Below are 14819 nucleotides of genomic sequence, written 5' to 3' on the forward strand. Positions count from 1 at the left end.
ACCGTGTCCGAGGGGATCAGGGGAGGCGGGCGCTCGCCGACGCTCGAGGCCGTCGCCGCGCGGGCAGGCGTCTCCCGCGCCACGGTCTCGCGGGTCGTCAACAACGCGCCGCAGGTCGCCGCCGAGATCGTCGCCGCCGTGCAGAAGGCCATCGCCGAGCTCGACTACGTGCCCAACCGGGCCGCGCGGATGCTCGCCTCCCGCCGCACGCAGTCCATCGCGCTGATCGTGCCGGAGTCGACCGCGCGCGTCTTCGCCGACCCGTTCTTCGCCGCGATCGTGCAGGGCGCCGCGATGCGCCTCGCCGACACCGACTACACGCTCTCGATGCTGATCGCCTCGGAGACCAGCGGCGAGAAGACCCGGCGCTATCTCCTCGGCGGCAACGTCGACGGCGCCCTGGTCGTCTCGCACCACTCCGGCGACCACTCCTACGCCGCGCTGTCGAACTCGCTGCCGATCGTCTTCGGCGGCCGGCCGCTCTCGCCGGACGAGCGCGACTCCTACTTCGTCGACGTCGACAACGCCGACGGGGCCGCCGTCGCGACCGCGCACCTGATCGCGGGCGGCTGCCGCCGCATCGCGACCATCGCCGGCCCTGCCGACATGCCGCCGGGCGTCGACCGGCTGATCGGCTGGCGCAGCGCCCTCACCGACGCGGGGCTCGACGACTCGCTCGTCGAGTGGGGCGACTTCTCGCCCGAGAGCGGCACGGAGGCGATGCGCCGCCTCCTCGAGCGCGACCCCGCCATCGACGGGCTCTTCGCCGCCAACGACCAGATGGCCGTCGGCGCCTACGCCGCGCTGCGCGAGGCCGGCCGCCGCGTCCCCGAGGACGTCGCCGTCGTGGGCTTCGACGACGACATCTTCGCCCGCTCCGCGGTGCCCGCCCTCAGCACCGTCCGCCAGGTCCCCGTCGAGCTCGGCGCCCGCATGGCCGAGCTGCTGACCGCCCGCATCGAAGGCGCCGACGTCGAGCACCGCACCCTGATGCCCACCGAGCTGATCGTCCGCGCGAGCTCCTGACCGCGCCCGCTCTCCTCCCCTCCTCCTCGCCACTCTCCAGAAGTTGTCGTATTCGATGGCCGAGTACGACAACTTTCGAGGACCCGGCGGAGTGAGTGAGCTCTCGGTGAAGGCAGGGCGGGTCATGGCCGCCAGCCGTGCGCCATCAGGGCGGCCCGGATCTCGGCGACGGTGCGCGCGCGGTCCCGCTCGAGGCCGTCGGCGCGGACCACGACCTGGATCCAACCCGCCAGCTGGAGCGCCAGGGAGCGCTCGCGATCGCGCGCATACTGCGCATCGTTCGTCTGGTGCTGACGGCCGTCGTACTCCGCGAGCACCTTCCACCGGCGGAAGACGAGGTCGCCGATCGCGATGAGCCGGCCGCCGACCGTGATCTCGACGTTGACCTCCGGGGCGGGGAGTCCTGCCTCGCGAACCAGCGATCGCAGGGCCGTCTCCCTGCAGGAGGCGGCCGCGGTCGAGACGAGCCGCAGCACGCTCTCGAGCCGTCTTCGTCCGGGCCCGTGGTACCCGTTCACTCGGTCCTGCAGGTCGGAGAGTCCCGCGTACGGACGCGGATCGACCTCGTCCGGGTAGCGAGGCACGAGGAGGAGGTGATCGGCGGCGGCCAGGAGGTCGCGGTCGGGAAGGAGCATCCCGAGCGAGACCCATGTCGACGCCGCATCGGCCACCGGCAGTCCGAACCTCGTGGACACGGCGACGTTCTGCGGCAGAAGGACGTGCCCGACGACGCCCCGAGTCCGCGGCGGTCGCCGCGGGGAGAACGTAGCGACGTGGATCGGATCGTCCTCCGGCCGTCGGAAGGGAAGCGGCACCGACCAGAGCTCGGCCGCCGTCAGATGCGAGAAGAACTGCCCCGGACGCAGTCTTGGCCGGTAGGCCAGAGCACGCTCGACGTGCGTCACCGGCATGACGCGTGTCCTCACTCCGTGGAACGGGCTCGCCAGTCGCGGCGACCGCAGTTCGCCGTCCGTCGCGCCTTCGCGCAGGGCCGCACGGCGGGTGAACGCTCCGAGATCGATGTCCGTCATGCGCCGATCGTGCTGCACCCGAGCCGACGCCATGGCTCCGTTCCCTCCGACCGACGGACAACTCCCTCCGGCCGCCCCTGTGGAGGACTACCGCCCCGACCTCTCCTCAAAAGTTGTCGTACTGGGCGCTCCTCTACGACAACTTCTGGAGAGCGGATCCGCACGCCGACGAGGTGGCCATCAGGTCCGCAGAAGTTGTCGTAGGGGGTACGCGAGTACGACAACTTTTGGAGAGGGGGCGGCGGGCGTCAGAGGTACAGCGGCTCCGGGTCGTGGGCGGCGAAGCGGCGGCGCATGACGGCGATGGCGTCGGCGTGCTCGTCGACGAGGACGAAGCGGCGGCCGAGGGCGTGGGCGACGGCGCCGGTGGTGCCGGAGCCGGCGAAGAAGTCGAGGACGGCGTCGCCCTCGCGGCTGGAGGCCTGGACGATGCGACGGAGCACGCCCTCGGGCTTCTGGGTGGGGTAGCCGGTCTTCTCGCGGCCGGTGGGCGAGACGATGGTGTGCCACCAGACGTCGGTGGGGCGCTTGCCGCGCTCGGCCTTCTCGGGGGTGACGAGGCCGGGCGCCATGTACGGCTCGCGGTCCACGGCGGCGGAGTCGAAGTGGTAGCCGCGCGGGTCCTTGACGTACACGAGGATCGTGTCGTGCTTGGTCGGCCAGCGCTTGGTGGCCTTGGCGCCGTAGTCGTAGGCCCAGATGATCTCGTTGAGGAAGCACTCGCGGCCGAACAGAGCGTCCAGCAGCACCTTGGCGTAGTGCGCCTCGCGGTAGTCGAGGTGCAGGTAGAGGGTGCCGTCGTCGGCGAGCAGGCGCCAGGCCTCGGCGAGGCGCGGCTCGAGGAAGGACCAGTAGTCGTCGAAGCGGTCGTCGTAGCGGAGGAGGTCGCCGCGGATCCGCTCGTAGCTGCGGCCCTTGAAGCCCGAGATGGTCCCGGTCGCCGAGCGGACGGAGGTGGTCGACGTCCGCACCTGCGCGCGCCCGGTATTGAACGGCGGATCGAGGTACACCACGGTGAAGGACCCGTCCGCGAGCAGCGGCAGGACCTCGAGGTTCTCGGCGTGGATCACCGCGCTCCGGGTCGCCGGGACGCCGTCCGCGATCTGGATCGTCCTGGGCACTCCGCAATGGTGTCACGGGGGCGGCGGCCCCTCCGACACGGCGCCGACCCCTCCGACACGCCCCGGCGGGCGGGTGCCCGGGCCGCCGCGGGCCCCGGCGTAGAGTGACGCGATGATCTCCGAGGTGCGCCACGACGAGGACCGGTCCCAGTACACGCTGTGGGTCGACGGCGAGAACGTCGGCCTCGCCGACTACGCGGTCCGCGGCGCGGACGTGGTCTTCCTGCACACCGAGATCGCCCCCGAGCACCGGCACGAGGGCCTCGGCGACCGCCTGGTCGAGGCGGCCCTGGACGACGCCCACGAGCGGGGAGCGCACGTCGTCCCGCTCTGCCCGTTCGTCGCCGACTTCATCGCCGAGCACCCGGACTACCAGGAGCTCCTCGCGAGCTGAGCGGAGCGGAGCCCGCGCCCCGGAGGGCGCCCCGCCTCACGGCACCCGGCGCAGCCACTCCGGCGTCGAGTACTTCGACGTCACGAGCTCCTCGGCCTCCGCGTACTCCTCGGCCGTCAGGTCGCCCGCGGTCCCGCCGTGCAGCTGGACGAACGTCGCCTTCATCCGCTCGATGATCTCGGCGCGGCTGAGCCCGGTCTGGCTGCGCAGCGGATCGACGCGCTTGACCGCGGAGGCGATGCCCTTGTCGGAGAGCTTCTCGCGCCCGATCCGCAGCACCTGCACCATCTTCTCGGCGTCGATGTCGTAGCTCATCGTCACGTGGTGCAGGACGGCGCCGGAGCCGAGCCGCTTCTGCGCCGCTCCGCCGATCTTGCCGGAGGGCGAGGTGATGTCGTTGAGCGGCTGGTAGACCGCGTCGATGCCGAGCGACTGCAGCGCGCTGACGGCCCACTCGTCGAGGAAGGCGTAGGAGTCGGCGAAGGTGAGGCCCTGCACCAGGTCGCCGGGCACGTAGAGCGAGTAGGTGACGACGCTGCCCGCCTCCATGAACATCGCGCCGCCGCCGGAGATGCGGCGGACGACCTCGACGCCGTACTTCTCCGCGTTCTCGAGGTCGACCTCGTTGCGCAGCGACTGGAAGCTGCCGATCACCACGGCGGGCTGGTCCCACTCCCAGATCCGCAGCGTCGGCTCGCGGCGCCCCTCGCCGACGGCGGCGGTGAGCACCTCGTCGAGCGCGAGGTGCATCGACGGCGAGACCGCCTTCGCGTGCACGATCCGCCAGTCGTAGTCGCGCCAGCTGGTCGCCTTCTGCAGCGAGCGACGGATCGCCACCGCGACGGCCTCGGGCGTGAAGCCGAGCAGCACGGCGTCGGCCGGCAGCGCCTGCCGGATGGCCGCGGCGATCGTCTTCGCGTCGCTCTCGGCGGGGAGCCCCACGACCGCGCGGTCGATGTCGTCGAGCGCCGTATCGGGCTCGAGGAAGAAGTCGCCCGCGAGCCGGAAGCCGGCGAACCTCCCGTCGACGACGTCGAGGTCGACGACCACGAGCTTTCCACCGGGGACCTTGTACTCGCCATGCATGACGTCAGCCTAGGCCGGAGGAGCGACGTCCTCCCCTGCCGCCGGGAAACGGTCGTCGAGCCAGCCGACCAGGTCCGCCGTGACCTCGACGCGGTTGAGCTCCTGGAACAGCTCGTGCCGCGCCTCCGGGTAGACCCGCACGCTGACGTCGGTGTAGCCGGCCCGGCGGCGGTAGGCCTGGGCGAGCGCGCGCACCGAGCGCTCGCCGCCGAGGGTGTCGTCCGCGCCGACCACGAGCAGCAGCGGCAGCGGGTGCTCGGGCCGCCGGGCGGGCCGGCCGATCAGCCGGAGCGTCTCGCGCAGCCCGATCCGCTTCGCGAGCGGAGTGGTGAAGGTCAGCGGGTCGTCGTGGAAGAGCTGCCAGACCGCCGGGTCGCGCGAGAGCCACTCGAGCCCGAGCCCGCCGGGCACCCGGTGCCGGCGCGCCAGATCGCCGGCGTTCATGAAGCCGGGGAGGCGGTAGGCCGTCCCGCTGAGGATCAGGGCCGCGTAGTCGGCGGAGCGGTGGTCGACGATCCGCTGCGCCATCAGCGAGCCCCAGGAGTGGCCGAGGAGGACGATCGGGACGCCGCAGTTCTCGCCGGCGAGTTCGCGGGTGAGCCGATTGATCGCCTCCTCCGCCGCGCGCAGACCGCCCGGGCCGAGCCGGCCGAGCTCGGCGACGTCGCCGCCGTGCTGCTCGAGGCCGGTGCGCCCGTGTCCGCGGTGGTCGTCGGCGGCGACGGCGTAGCCGGCGTCGACGAGCGCCTCGGCGAGCTCGACGTAGCGGCCGGAGTGCTCGCCCACGCCGTGCGCGATCTGCACGATCGCCCTCGGGCGCGGGTGCGACCACCAGCGCCAGTGGATGGTCACGCCGTAGGCGTCCTGGAAGGTCCTGTCGACCGCGGTGCCGGGCATGGGACCAGTGTGGCCCCCCGGCCGCTGAGCGCGAAGACGAGCGGAAGAACTGAGAAGATACTCACGATCCGTCGGACAACGGTCCCGCCCGCCCGCCGGATCGCTAGCGTTCTACCGCCGTGCGGAGCCCCCACGACCGTCCCCATCCCCCTTCTCGAGCGAGGCCAGCCCCCACATGACCGTGTCGCCCCTGATCTGGACCCTGACGATCGTCTTCATCGTCCTGCTCCTGCTCTTCGACTTCTTCTTCCACGTGCGCAAGGCGCACGAGCCGACCCTCAAGGAGTCGGCGCTGTGGTCGGCCCTCTACGTCGGCATCGCCGTGCTCTTCGGGGTCGGCGTCCTCGTCTTCGGCGGACCGACCCCGGGCTCCGAGTACTTCGCCGGCTACATCACGGAGAAGGCGCTGTCGGTGGACAACCTCTTCGTCTTCCTCATCATCATGGCGAGCTTCAAGGTGCCGCGCGCCGACCAGCAGAAGGTGCTGCTCTTCGGCATCGTCTTCGCGCTGATCGCCCGCACCGGGTTCATCTTCCTCGGCGCCGCGCTGATCAACTCCTTCGCCTGGATCTTCTACCTCTTCGGCCTGATCCTGCTGCTGACCGCCTTCAACCTGGTGAAGCCCGGCGACGAGCACGCCGGCGACAACGTGATGGTCCGCCTCGCCAAGCGCGTCTTCAAGACGAGCGACCAGTACGACGGCGACAAGTTCTACACGCACATCGACGGCAAGAAGGTCCTCACGCCGATGATCCTGGTGATGGCGGCGATCGGCGGCACGGACATCCTGTTCGCGCTCGACAGCGTCCCCGCGATCTTCGGCCTCACCAGCGACGTCTTCCTGGTCTTCACCGCCACGGCGTTCTCGCTGCTGGGCCTGCGCCAGCTCTACTTCCTGATCGACGGCCTGCTCGACCGCCTCGTCTACCTCAGCTACGGCCTCGCCGCGATCCTCGCCTTCATCGGCGTGAAGCTGATCCTGCACGCGCTGCACGAGAACAACCTGCCGTTCATCAACGGCGGCGAGCACGTCGAGGTCTTCGAGATCGGCACCGGCCTCTCGCTCACCGTGATCATCGGAGTCCTGGCCGTCACGGTCGTCGCCTCGCTGGTCAGCCCGAAGGGCCGCCGCATGGCCGCCGAGGCCGCGGAGCGCAAGCGCCTCGCCGCCGAGACCGGAGCGGACGTCGAAACGGGGCACTGAGTTCGTCGGTGCGCCGCACGGCGGCGCACCGCGGTCGGCTCGCGACGGCGGTCGCGTCCCGCAGAGCGTGGTACCGCCGGCTAGCACGATTCGCTGACACGCGAATCGCACGTTCGCCTCGTGGGCATCGCCGATTCTGAAGGCCCCTGGATCCGATCCGGGGGCCTTCTTCGTGCCGCTACTTCGCTCGGTACCTGTGCTCAGGGCGGCCGGTGGTGCCGTAGCTGAGGGTCATCTCCACCAGGCCGCGGCCGGCGAGGCCCGAGAGGTAGCGCTGGGCGGTCGCGCGGGAGATGCCGGCGCGCTCCGCGACCTCGAGGGCCGACAGCTCCGCGCCGGACTCGGCCAGCCGCGCCAGCACCAGCTGCTCCGTCGCCGAGCGGGAGGGCTGCGCCGCCGCCGCGTCGCCCGAGTGCAGGATGCGCAGCGCCCGCTCCACCGCCTCCTGATCGGCGACCCGGTCCTCGCGCAGCACGTTGCGGAAGCGCACGTAGGCGTCGAGGCGCTCGCCGAGCAGCCGCGCGTCGAACGGCTTGATCAGGTAGCCCAGCGCCCCGGCGTGCAGGGCCTTCCGCACCGTCGCCCCGTCGGAGGCGGCGCTCACCACGAAGGCGTCCGTCTCCAGCTCGCGCAGCAGCGCGATCCCGCTCAGGTCCGGCAGGTGCACGTCGAGGAGCAGCAGGTCCGGCGCGTGCTCGAGCACCGCGGCCCGCGCGGCCCGGGCGGTGTGCACCGGCGGGAGCGCCCGCAGGCCCTGCCGGGTGTCGACCAGATCGGCGTGCAGCTGCGCCACCCGGAAGTCGTCGTCCACGACGAGCACGGTCCGCTCCTGCTGATCCGGGGTCATCGGTCCTCCTCCTCGCGCTCGAGCCGTTCGTCCTCGTCGGGCGGCCGCACCGCGCCGGGCAGTCGCGCGCAGAGCACCGCTCCCGCCGAGGCGCCGCCCGCGTCCGCCAGCCAGACCTCGCCGCCGCGCCGCGCCGCGACCTCGCGGCAGAGCGGCAGCCCGAAGCCGCGGCCGTGCACGCGGTCGTCGTCCTCGTCCACCGCGCCCGGCCCGCGCGCGAAGAGCGACTCCGGATCGGCGACGCCGTCCCCCGAGTCGGCGACCGTCACGAAGAGCGCGTCCCCGTCGTCCAGCAGCTCGACCTCGACGAACCGGACGTCCCGGCTCCCCTCGACCGCCGCGCGCACCGCGTTGTCGACCAGATTGCCGACCACGGTCGCGACGTCCTCCGGCTCGATCACCGTCCCGCGCACCAGCGTCTCCTCCCCCAGGGTCAGCAGCACGCCGCGCTCGGCGGCCTCGATCCCCTTCGCCCCGACCAGCGCCTGGAGGTAGGGCTCCTGCAGCCGGTCGGCGTGCTGCACCGGATACTTCAGCGGCCCGCGGGTCAGCACCTCGTCGAGGTACTCTCGCGCGGACCCGGTGCGGCCCGCATCGAGCAGCCCGGCCACCACGTGCAGCCGGTTGGCGAACTCGTGCCGCTGCACCCGCAGCGCGTTGGTCATCGCGCCGACCGCGTCGAGCCGCCGGCTGAGCGCGGCGAGCGCCGTGCGGTCACGGAGCACCACCACGACTCCGAGATCGCGGTCGCCCCGGGTCACCCTCCGGATGTCGACGTAGACGATGCGCGAGCGCACGACGAAGCCCTCCTCGCCGGTCCGGCGGGAGGGCTCGCTCGAGGCGAGGGCCGCGGCGATCGCGTCGGCGAGCGGCTGCGGCAGCCCGAGATCGCCCAGCGCCCGCCCGTGCAGCGCGCGCCCGGTGGGATCCTCCGAGCCGAGGATCGCCGCGGCACGGGCGTTGCAGACGCCGACCCTCCCGTCGCGGTCCAGGGCGAGCACCCCCTCGTCGACCCCGTCGAGCACGGCGGCCTGGTCCTGCACCAGCGCAGTGAGCTCCTCCGGGGCCAGCCCGAGGGTGAGCCGCAGCAGCCGGCGCCGGATGAAGACGGAGGCGACGGCCGCGAGCACCAGCCCGGCGAGCGCCGCCGCGAGCACGCCCAGCAGCGCGGTCGGCAGATCGTCGAAGACGCTGGAGCGGGCGAAGCCGATGCTCACCTCGCCCACCACGCGGGAGTCGTCCGGCCCGTACACCGGCACCTTGGCCCGCGCGGACTCGCCGAGCGTCCCGGTGCCCCACGAAACCGACTCCCGCCCCGCGAGCGCCTCCTCCGCACTCGTCGAGACGACCTCGCCGAGCCGCTCGGGGTCGGGGTGCGCGAGCCGGATGCCGCGGTCGTCGGTGATCACCACGAAGAGTGCGCCCGTGCGCTCCTCGATCGCCTCGGCGGCGGTCTCGAGTGTCCCGCCCTCCAGCTCGGCGCGCGACGGCACGGCCGGGTCGGCGGAAGAGGCGGCGACCGCGTCGCGCACGTCGGCGTCCTCGGCGACGGTGCGGGCGATGGCGAGCGCCGTCTCCTCCGCCTCGCCCTGGAGCTGCTGCACGCTCAGCGCGGTGACGAGGCCCGCGCAGACCAGGACGGCCGCCGTGACCGTCGCGAGCTGCAGCACGAGCACGTGGGTCGCGAAGCGCATCGAACTCCTCGTCGTCGAGACGGTCGGGCCGGCGGGGCTGGTCGGGCTGGTCGGGCTGCGCAGAATGCGCAGAACCCACACTATGCGCAGATCGCGCGCTAATGAGCGATACCCGGGCCGGGCGGCCGCGGCTGCCTAGTGTGTCCACGACCTGGAGAGCCCGCCGCGGGATCCCGGACGCACGACGACGAAGGAGTCAGCAGTGTTGGTAGTACTCGGATTCACGATGATCCTGGCCTTCATGGCCCTGATCATGACCAAGCGGCTCACGCCCATGGTCGCCCTGATCGTCGTCCCGACGATCTTCGGGCTCTTCGCCGGCGCCGGTCTCGGCATCGGCATCGGCGACATGGTGCTCGAGGCGATCGGCAGCCTCGCCCCCACGGCCGCGCTGCTGATGTTCGCGATCATGTACTTCGGCATCATGATCGACGTCGGCCTGTTCGACCCGCTGATCCGCTTCATCGTCCGCGCGCTCGGCGACGACCCGGCGAAGGTCGTGCTCGGCACGGCCCTGCTCGCCGGCGCGGTCTCGCTCGACGGCGACGGCTCGACCACCTTCATCGTGACCACCGCCGCGATGCTGCCGATCTACCTCCGGCTCGGGATGAACCCCGTCGTCCTCACCTGCGTCGCCGGCCTCGCCAACGGCACGCTCAACATCGTCCCCTGGGGCGGCCCCACGGTGCGCGCCGCCGCGGCGCTGCAGGTCTCGCCGAGCGAGATCTTCGTGCCGATGCTGCCCTCGCTCGCGGTCGGCCTCGCCGTCACGCTGGTCTTCGCCTGGTTCCTCGGACTCGGCGAGCGCCGCCGCCTCGGCTCGCTCGCCCTCGCCGAGCCGATGCTCGAGCAGGAGCTCGTCGGCGCCGGCTCGTCCCGCGGCGGCGCGGCCCGCTCCGGCGCCCGCGCCGGCGGCCTCGCCGCCCTCACCGGCGGCATCCGCACCGTCGCCCGCGAGCGCTTCTCCTTCCTCCGCGGCCCCGAGTCGCTGCGCGGCGCCCAGGTCGCCGTCGCCGCTCGCGTCCAGGCCGACGACGCCGACACCGCCATGGCCGACACGATGCTCGACCCCGAGCGCGAGACGCTCCGCCCGAAGCTGATCTGGGTCAACCTCGTGCTGACCCTCGCCGTGATGACCCTGCTGGTCGCCGACGTCCTCCCGCTCCCCTACGTCTTCATGGTCGGCTCCGCGGTCGCGCTGCTGATCAACTTCCCGAAGATGAAGGACCAGGCGTCCGAGATCGTCAAGCACGCGCCGAGCATCGTCGGCGTCGTCTCGATGGTCCTCGCGGCCGGCGTGCTGATCGGCGTCCTCAACGGCACCGGCATGGTCGACGCGATGGCCGAGTGGGTCGTCGACGTCATCCCGCCCGCGCTCGGCCCGTTCCTCGCCGTGATCACGGGCGTGCTGAGCATCCCGATGACGTTCTTCATGTCGAATGACGCCTTCTACTACGGAATCCTCCCGGTGCTCTCCGAGAGCGCCGCGCAGTACGGCATCGACCCGGTCGAGATGGCCCGCGCCTCGATCACCGGCCAGCCCGTCCACCTGCAGAGCCCGCTCGTGCCGGCGATCCTGCTGCTGGTCTCGCTCGCCGCGGTCAACCTCGGCGACCACCACCGCAAGGTCCTCTGGCGCGCGGTGATCGTGTCGCTGGTGATGCTCGCGGTCGGCGTGCTGGTCGGCGCGATCCCGTTCGGCTGATCCGGGGACCTGGCGTCAGCCCAGCAGCGGCGCCAGGTTCTCCGTCCAGACGTCGAAGCCGAGCTTCACGATCAGCGCGCCGACGACCACGAGGAACGCGATCCGGATGAACCGGCTGCCCTTCGCGACCGCCATCCGCGAGCCGAGGTAGGCGCCCGCCACGTTCGCGAGGCCCATGAACAGCCCGAGCACCCAGATCACGTGGCCGCCCGGCACGAAGTACAGCAGCGCACCGAGGTTCGTCGCGACGTTGACGATCTTCGCCTTCGCGCTCGCGAGCAGGAAGTCGTAGCCCAGCGCCGTGATCAGCGCGATGATCAGGAACGTCCCCGTGCCGGGTCCGATCAGCCCGTCGTAGAACCCGATGACGAGCCCGAGCACCCCCGCCGTCACCAGGTGCCGGCGCCCTGCGTGCTTGAGCGCGGTGACAGCGCCCATCGCCGGCCGCGCGATCGTCACCACGGCCACGACGATCAGGGCCACGACGATGATCGGCTTGAAGACGGAGGCGGGCAGCAGCCCCGCGAGATTCGCTCCCCCGTAGCTGCCGGCCAGAGCGACCGCGGCCATCGGCAGTGCCGTCCGCAGGTCCGGCCTCGCCCGCCGGTAGAAGGTGATCGCGCTCGTCGTGGTCCCGAAGATCGAGGCGAGCTTGTTGGTCGCGAGCGCCTGCACAGGCGAGATGCCCGGCACGAGCAGCAGGGCGGGGAGTTGGAGCAGGCCGCCGCCGCCCACCACCGCGTCGATCCAGCCGGCGGCGAACGCGGCCAGGATCATCAGCAGGATGACGGGGAGGGCGAGGTCCTCGGTGAACGTCAGCATCGGTCGGAAGCGTATCCGGCCGCCGCCACCCCCTCGACCCGGGCGTCGCGCCACCCTAGGGTCGGCGGCATGCGATTCGGACTCTTCATCCCCCAGGGCTGGCGCCACGACCTCGTCGGCATCGATCCCGCCGACCAGTGGCGCACCATGCGCGACCTCGCCCAGCACGCCGACGCCGGCCCGTGGGAGTCGGTGTGGGTCTACGACCACTTCCACACCGTCCCGGTGGTGACGGAGGAGGCGACCCACGAGGCCTGGACGCTGATGGCCGCGTTCGCCGCCGCCACCTCGCGGGTGCGGCTCGGCCAGATGTGCACCTGCATGAGCTACCGCAACCCCGCGCACCTCGCGAAGATCGCGACCACCGTCGACATCGTCTCCGGCGGCCGCGTCGAGATGGGCATCGGCGGCGGCTGGTACGAGCACGAGTGGCGCGCCTACGGCTACGGCTTCCCGCCGATCGCCGAGCGCCTCGGCCGCCTCGACGAGGGCGTGCAGATCATGCGGCAAGCCTGGACCGAGGGCGTCTCGACGCTCGACGGCCGCTACTACCAGGTGGACGGCGCGGTGAACCGCCCGCTCCCCCTGCAGGAGGGCGGGATCCCGCTGTGGGTCGCCGGCGGCGGCGAGAAGGTGACGCTGCGCATCGCGGCTCAGTACGCGCAGTACACGAACTTCGCGGGCGCCCCGGAGGCGTTCGACCACAAGAGCGCCGTCCTCCGCGGCCACTGCGAGCGACTCCGCACCGACTACTCCGCGATCACCCGCAGCTCCAACTACAACGTGATGATCGCCGAGTCGGAGGCGGAGGTCGAGAAGGGCCTGCAGCGCCTGGAGGAGCGCGTCACCCCCGCCCTCGGCGCCGAGGCGGCCGCGGCGTTCGTGGCGGAGTACCGCAGCCCCGACGCCCTCGCGGTCGGCACCCCCGCGCAGATCGTCGACCGCCTCGGCGACATGCGCGACCGCGGCATGGACTACGCGATCACGTACTTCCCGGACGCCGCCTACGACCGCTCCGGCCTCGAGCTCTTCGAGCGCGACGTCGTCCCGCACCTGGCCTGACCCGCGCCGTCGATCCGTCGCGAACGGCTCACGCCACACGGGCGAGACGACCTTTCCCGACGGATCGGCACCGCGCCTACGCCTCGCTCGCGCGGTCCGCAAGTCCCTGCGTCGGGGCGGGCCGCCCGCCTACGGTCGAGGCATGGACGCACAGGACATCCGCTGGAACGACGAAGCCCGCGACAAGATCCTCGAGGACTCGGACAGGGTCCTCCGCGAGGCGGTGCTCGACCTCGCGAAGACCAAGAAGGGCGAGCCCTGGGAGGACGTCTTCGCCGAGCTCAACGCACGACTGAAAGATCAGTTCATCGACTTCGAGCCCGGCCCGGACCTCCGCAAGTACGCCGAGGCCGTCTCCGCGGGAGAGATCGAGTCGTGAGTGCCGACGACGGCGACACCGGCCGAGCCGTGGACCCGGCGCTCGCCGACAAGCTGGCCTCGATCCGCGCCGTCGGCGAGGGCCGCCGCGGCGACGCCGCCGACGAGTCGGACGTCGAGCACGGCGACCCGCAGACCGTCGAGCAGGTCGAGCAGGAGCTCAAGGGCGGCCTCGACCTCGACTGACCGTCAGTGACATGCGGAAGGCCCGCTCCCCCGTTGAGGGAGCGGGCCTTCTTGCGTGCTCGGGTGACTACGCCGAGAGGCGCTCGTAGTCGGTGTAGCCCTCGGCGCCACCGCCGTAGACGGTCTCCTGGACGAGCTCGTTCTCGGGGTGGCCGCCCTGCCAGCGCTCGACGAGGTCGGGGTTGGCCATGACCGGGCGGCCCACCGCGACGGCGTCGGCGTGGCCCTCGGTGATCAGCGACGTCGCCTCCTCGCGGGAGGTCGGGCTGCCGAAGCCGCTGTTCGCGACGAAGACGCCGCCGAAGCGGGTGCGCAGGTCCTGGACCAGCTCGCCGGCGGGCTCGGCGTGCAGGACGCTGAGGTAGGCGAGGCCCAGCGGCGCGAGGCCGTCGACGACCGCCTCGTAGGTGGCGCGCACGTCGGCCTCGTCGGTCTCGACGACGTCCTGGATGTTGTGCGCGGGCGAGAGGCGGATGCCGACGCGGCCGGCACCGATCTCCTCGGCGACCGCGCGGGTGACCTCGACCACGAACGCGGCGCGGGCGGCGGGGCTTCCGCCGTAGGCGTCGGTGCGGACGTTGGACACCGGCGAGAGGAACTCGTGCAGCAGGTAGCCGTTGGCTCCGTGCACCTCGACACCGTCGAAGCCGGCATCGACGGCGCGGCGGGCACCGGCGACGAACTCGTCGCGGACGGTGGCGAGCTCCTCGGTGGTCAGCGCGTGCGGCACCGGGAACGGCTTCTTCTCGCCGCTCGGGACGCGGACCTCGCCGTCGATGGCGACGGCGCTCGGCGCGACGATGCGGTCGGTGCCGGTGACGTCGGTGTGCGTGACGCGCCCGCCGTTCATGACCTGCATCACGATGCGGCCGCCGGCGGCGTGCACGGCGTCGGCGACGCCCTTCCAGCCCTCGGCCTGCTCGGCGGTGACGATGCCGGGCTGGCCCGGGTACGCCTTCGACTCGGCGCTCGGGAAGACGCCCTCGCTGATGATCAGGCCGAGGGAGGCGCGCTGGGCGTAGTGCTCGGCGATGAGGGCGCCGGGGACGCCCTGCTCGTCGGCGCGCAGGCGCGTCATCGGCGCCATCACGAGACGGTTCGGCAGCTCGAGGTCGCCGGCGGTGAGGGGGGAGAAGGGATCCACGGATCGCCTTTCGATCGGAGAGCGGGGGGAGGGCACGTCACCGTTCCCGGGACGCACCCCGGAGGCAACGGCGCCCAGCGCTCGCGCATTCCGCCTCCCGGCGTTCTCCCACCCGCGGTGCGCGGGCCGGCCGGGCGTCGCGCGACAGCACTCCACGCCAGACGGCTCCTCGGCGAGCCGGTCGACCTACGGTTGCGCCGTTCTCTGCACCAGATCAACGAG

Annotated in this window: 15 protein-coding genes; 7 read left to right on the forward strand and 8 right to left on the reverse strand. The window is 72.1% G+C overall.

Features of this window, described 5'->3' with window-relative positions; genetic code table 11:
- The first annotated feature begins 3 nt into the window (after positions 1-3).
- Positions 4-1026, forward strand: a complete 1023-nt coding sequence (locus MT351_RS00145) for a LacI family DNA-binding transcriptional regulator (RefSeq protein ID WP_123734975.1) — start codon at positions 4-6, stop codon at positions 1024-1026.
- A gap of 122 nt (positions 1027-1148) precedes the next feature.
- Here MT351_RS00145 and MT351_RS00150 read toward each other — a convergent pair whose 3' ends face one another.
- Both MT351_RS00150 and MT351_RS00155 read right to left on the reverse strand, forming a co-directional pair.
- Positions 1149-1721 carry a DUF559 domain-containing protein gene (locus MT351_RS00150; protein ID WP_243580970.1) on the reverse strand — a complete coding sequence of 191 codons (573 nt, stop codon included), beginning with the start codon at positions 1719-1721 and terminating at the stop codon, positions 1149-1151.
- Positions 1722-2305: 584 nt separating this feature from the next.
- Positions 2306-3178, reverse strand: coding sequence for a site-specific DNA-methyltransferase (locus MT351_RS00155; protein WP_123701986.1), 873 nt, complete (start codon positions 3176-3178; stop codon positions 2306-2308).
- Positions 3179-3290: 112 nt separating this feature from the next.
- Between MT351_RS00155 and MT351_RS00160 the strand changes: the two genes are divergently transcribed.
- Complete coding sequence (locus MT351_RS00160) at positions 3291-3572, forward strand: GNAT family N-acetyltransferase (protein WP_123701984.1); 282 nt, start codon at positions 3291-3293, stop codon at positions 3570-3572.
- A 36-nt stretch (positions 3573-3608) separates the two neighbouring features.
- Here the strand turns inward: MT351_RS00160 and MT351_RS00165 are convergent, their stop codons facing one another.
- On the reverse strand, positions 3609-4658 hold the full coding sequence (locus MT351_RS00165) for a biotin/lipoate A/B protein ligase family protein (protein ID WP_123734972.1): 1050 nt from the start codon (positions 4656-4658) through the stop codon (positions 3609-3611).
- A gap of 9 nt (positions 4659-4667) precedes the next feature.
- Positions 4668-5555 carry an alpha/beta fold hydrolase gene (locus MT351_RS00170; protein WP_132434696.1) on the reverse strand — a complete coding sequence of 296 codons (888 nt, stop codon included), beginning with the start codon at positions 5553-5555 and terminating at the stop codon, positions 4668-4670.
- 175 nt (positions 5556-5730) lie between these two features.
- Between MT351_RS00170 and MT351_RS00175 the strand changes: the two genes are divergently transcribed.
- Complete coding sequence (locus MT351_RS00175) at positions 5731-6759, forward strand: TerC family protein (protein ID WP_132434699.1); 1029 nt, start codon at positions 5731-5733, stop codon at positions 6757-6759.
- Between the two features lie 178 nt (positions 6760-6937).
- Here MT351_RS00175 and MT351_RS00180 read toward each other — a convergent pair whose 3' ends face one another.
- Together MT351_RS00180 and MT351_RS00185 are read right to left on the reverse strand one after the other, a co-directional pair.
- Complete coding sequence (locus MT351_RS00180; protein ID WP_132434701.1) at positions 6938-7606, reverse strand: response regulator; 669 nt, start codon at positions 7604-7606, stop codon at positions 6938-6940.
- Complete coding sequence (locus MT351_RS00185) at positions 7603-9300, reverse strand: ATP-binding protein (RefSeq protein WP_132434703.1); 1698 nt, start codon at positions 9298-9300, stop codon at positions 7603-7605. Before MT351_RS00185 ends, MT351_RS00180 begins: the two co-directional genes overlap by 4 nt.
- A gap of 226 nt (positions 9301-9526) precedes the next feature.
- Between MT351_RS00185 and MT351_RS00190 the strand changes: the two genes are divergently transcribed.
- Positions 9527-11005: a CitMHS family transporter gene (locus MT351_RS00190; protein ID WP_243581132.1), complete on the forward strand. Its 1479-nt coding sequence runs from the start codon at positions 9527-9529 to the stop codon at positions 11003-11005.
- A 15-nt stretch (positions 11006-11020) separates the two neighbouring features.
- On the opposite strand, the gene MT351_RS00195 is transcribed toward MT351_RS00190, so the two are convergent.
- Positions 11021-11827: a TSUP family transporter gene (locus MT351_RS00195; protein ID WP_123444970.1), complete on the reverse strand. Its 807-nt coding sequence runs from the start codon at positions 11825-11827 to the stop codon at positions 11021-11023.
- A 69-nt stretch (positions 11828-11896) separates the two neighbouring features.
- Between MT351_RS00195 and MT351_RS00200 the strand changes: the two genes are divergently transcribed.
- The 3 genes from MT351_RS00200 (at position 11897) to MT351_RS00210 (ending at position 13453) form a co-directional block, all read left to right on the forward strand.
- Positions 11897-12889, forward strand: a complete 993-nt coding sequence (locus tag MT351_RS00200; RefSeq protein ID WP_132434705.1) for an LLM class F420-dependent oxidoreductase — start codon at positions 11897-11899, stop codon at positions 12887-12889.
- A gap of 142 nt (positions 12890-13031) precedes the next feature.
- On the forward strand, positions 13032-13268 hold the full coding sequence (locus MT351_RS00205) for a hypothetical protein (protein ID WP_123444967.1): 237 nt from the start codon (positions 13032-13034) through the stop codon (positions 13266-13268).
- The gene (locus MT351_RS00210) at positions 13265-13453 is read left to right on the forward strand and encodes a hypothetical protein (protein ID WP_243580971.1); all 189 of its coding nucleotides are present in this window, start codon (positions 13265-13267) and stop codon (positions 13451-13453) included. The genes MT351_RS00205 and MT351_RS00210 overlap by 4 nt, the downstream gene beginning before the upstream one ends.
- Positions 13454-13520: 67 nt before the next feature.
- Here MT351_RS00210 and MT351_RS00215 read toward each other — a convergent pair whose 3' ends face one another.
- Positions 13521-14597: an alkene reductase gene (locus tag MT351_RS00215; protein WP_132434707.1), complete on the reverse strand. Its 1077-nt coding sequence runs from the start codon at positions 14595-14597 to the stop codon at positions 13521-13523.
- Positions 14598-14819: the final 222 nt, after the last annotated feature.

The organism is Rathayibacter sp. VKM Ac-2926 (genome assembly GCF_022815565.1).
Classification (GTDB): domain Bacteria; phylum Actinomycetota; class Actinomycetes; order Actinomycetales; family Microbacteriaceae; genus Rathayibacter; species Rathayibacter festucae.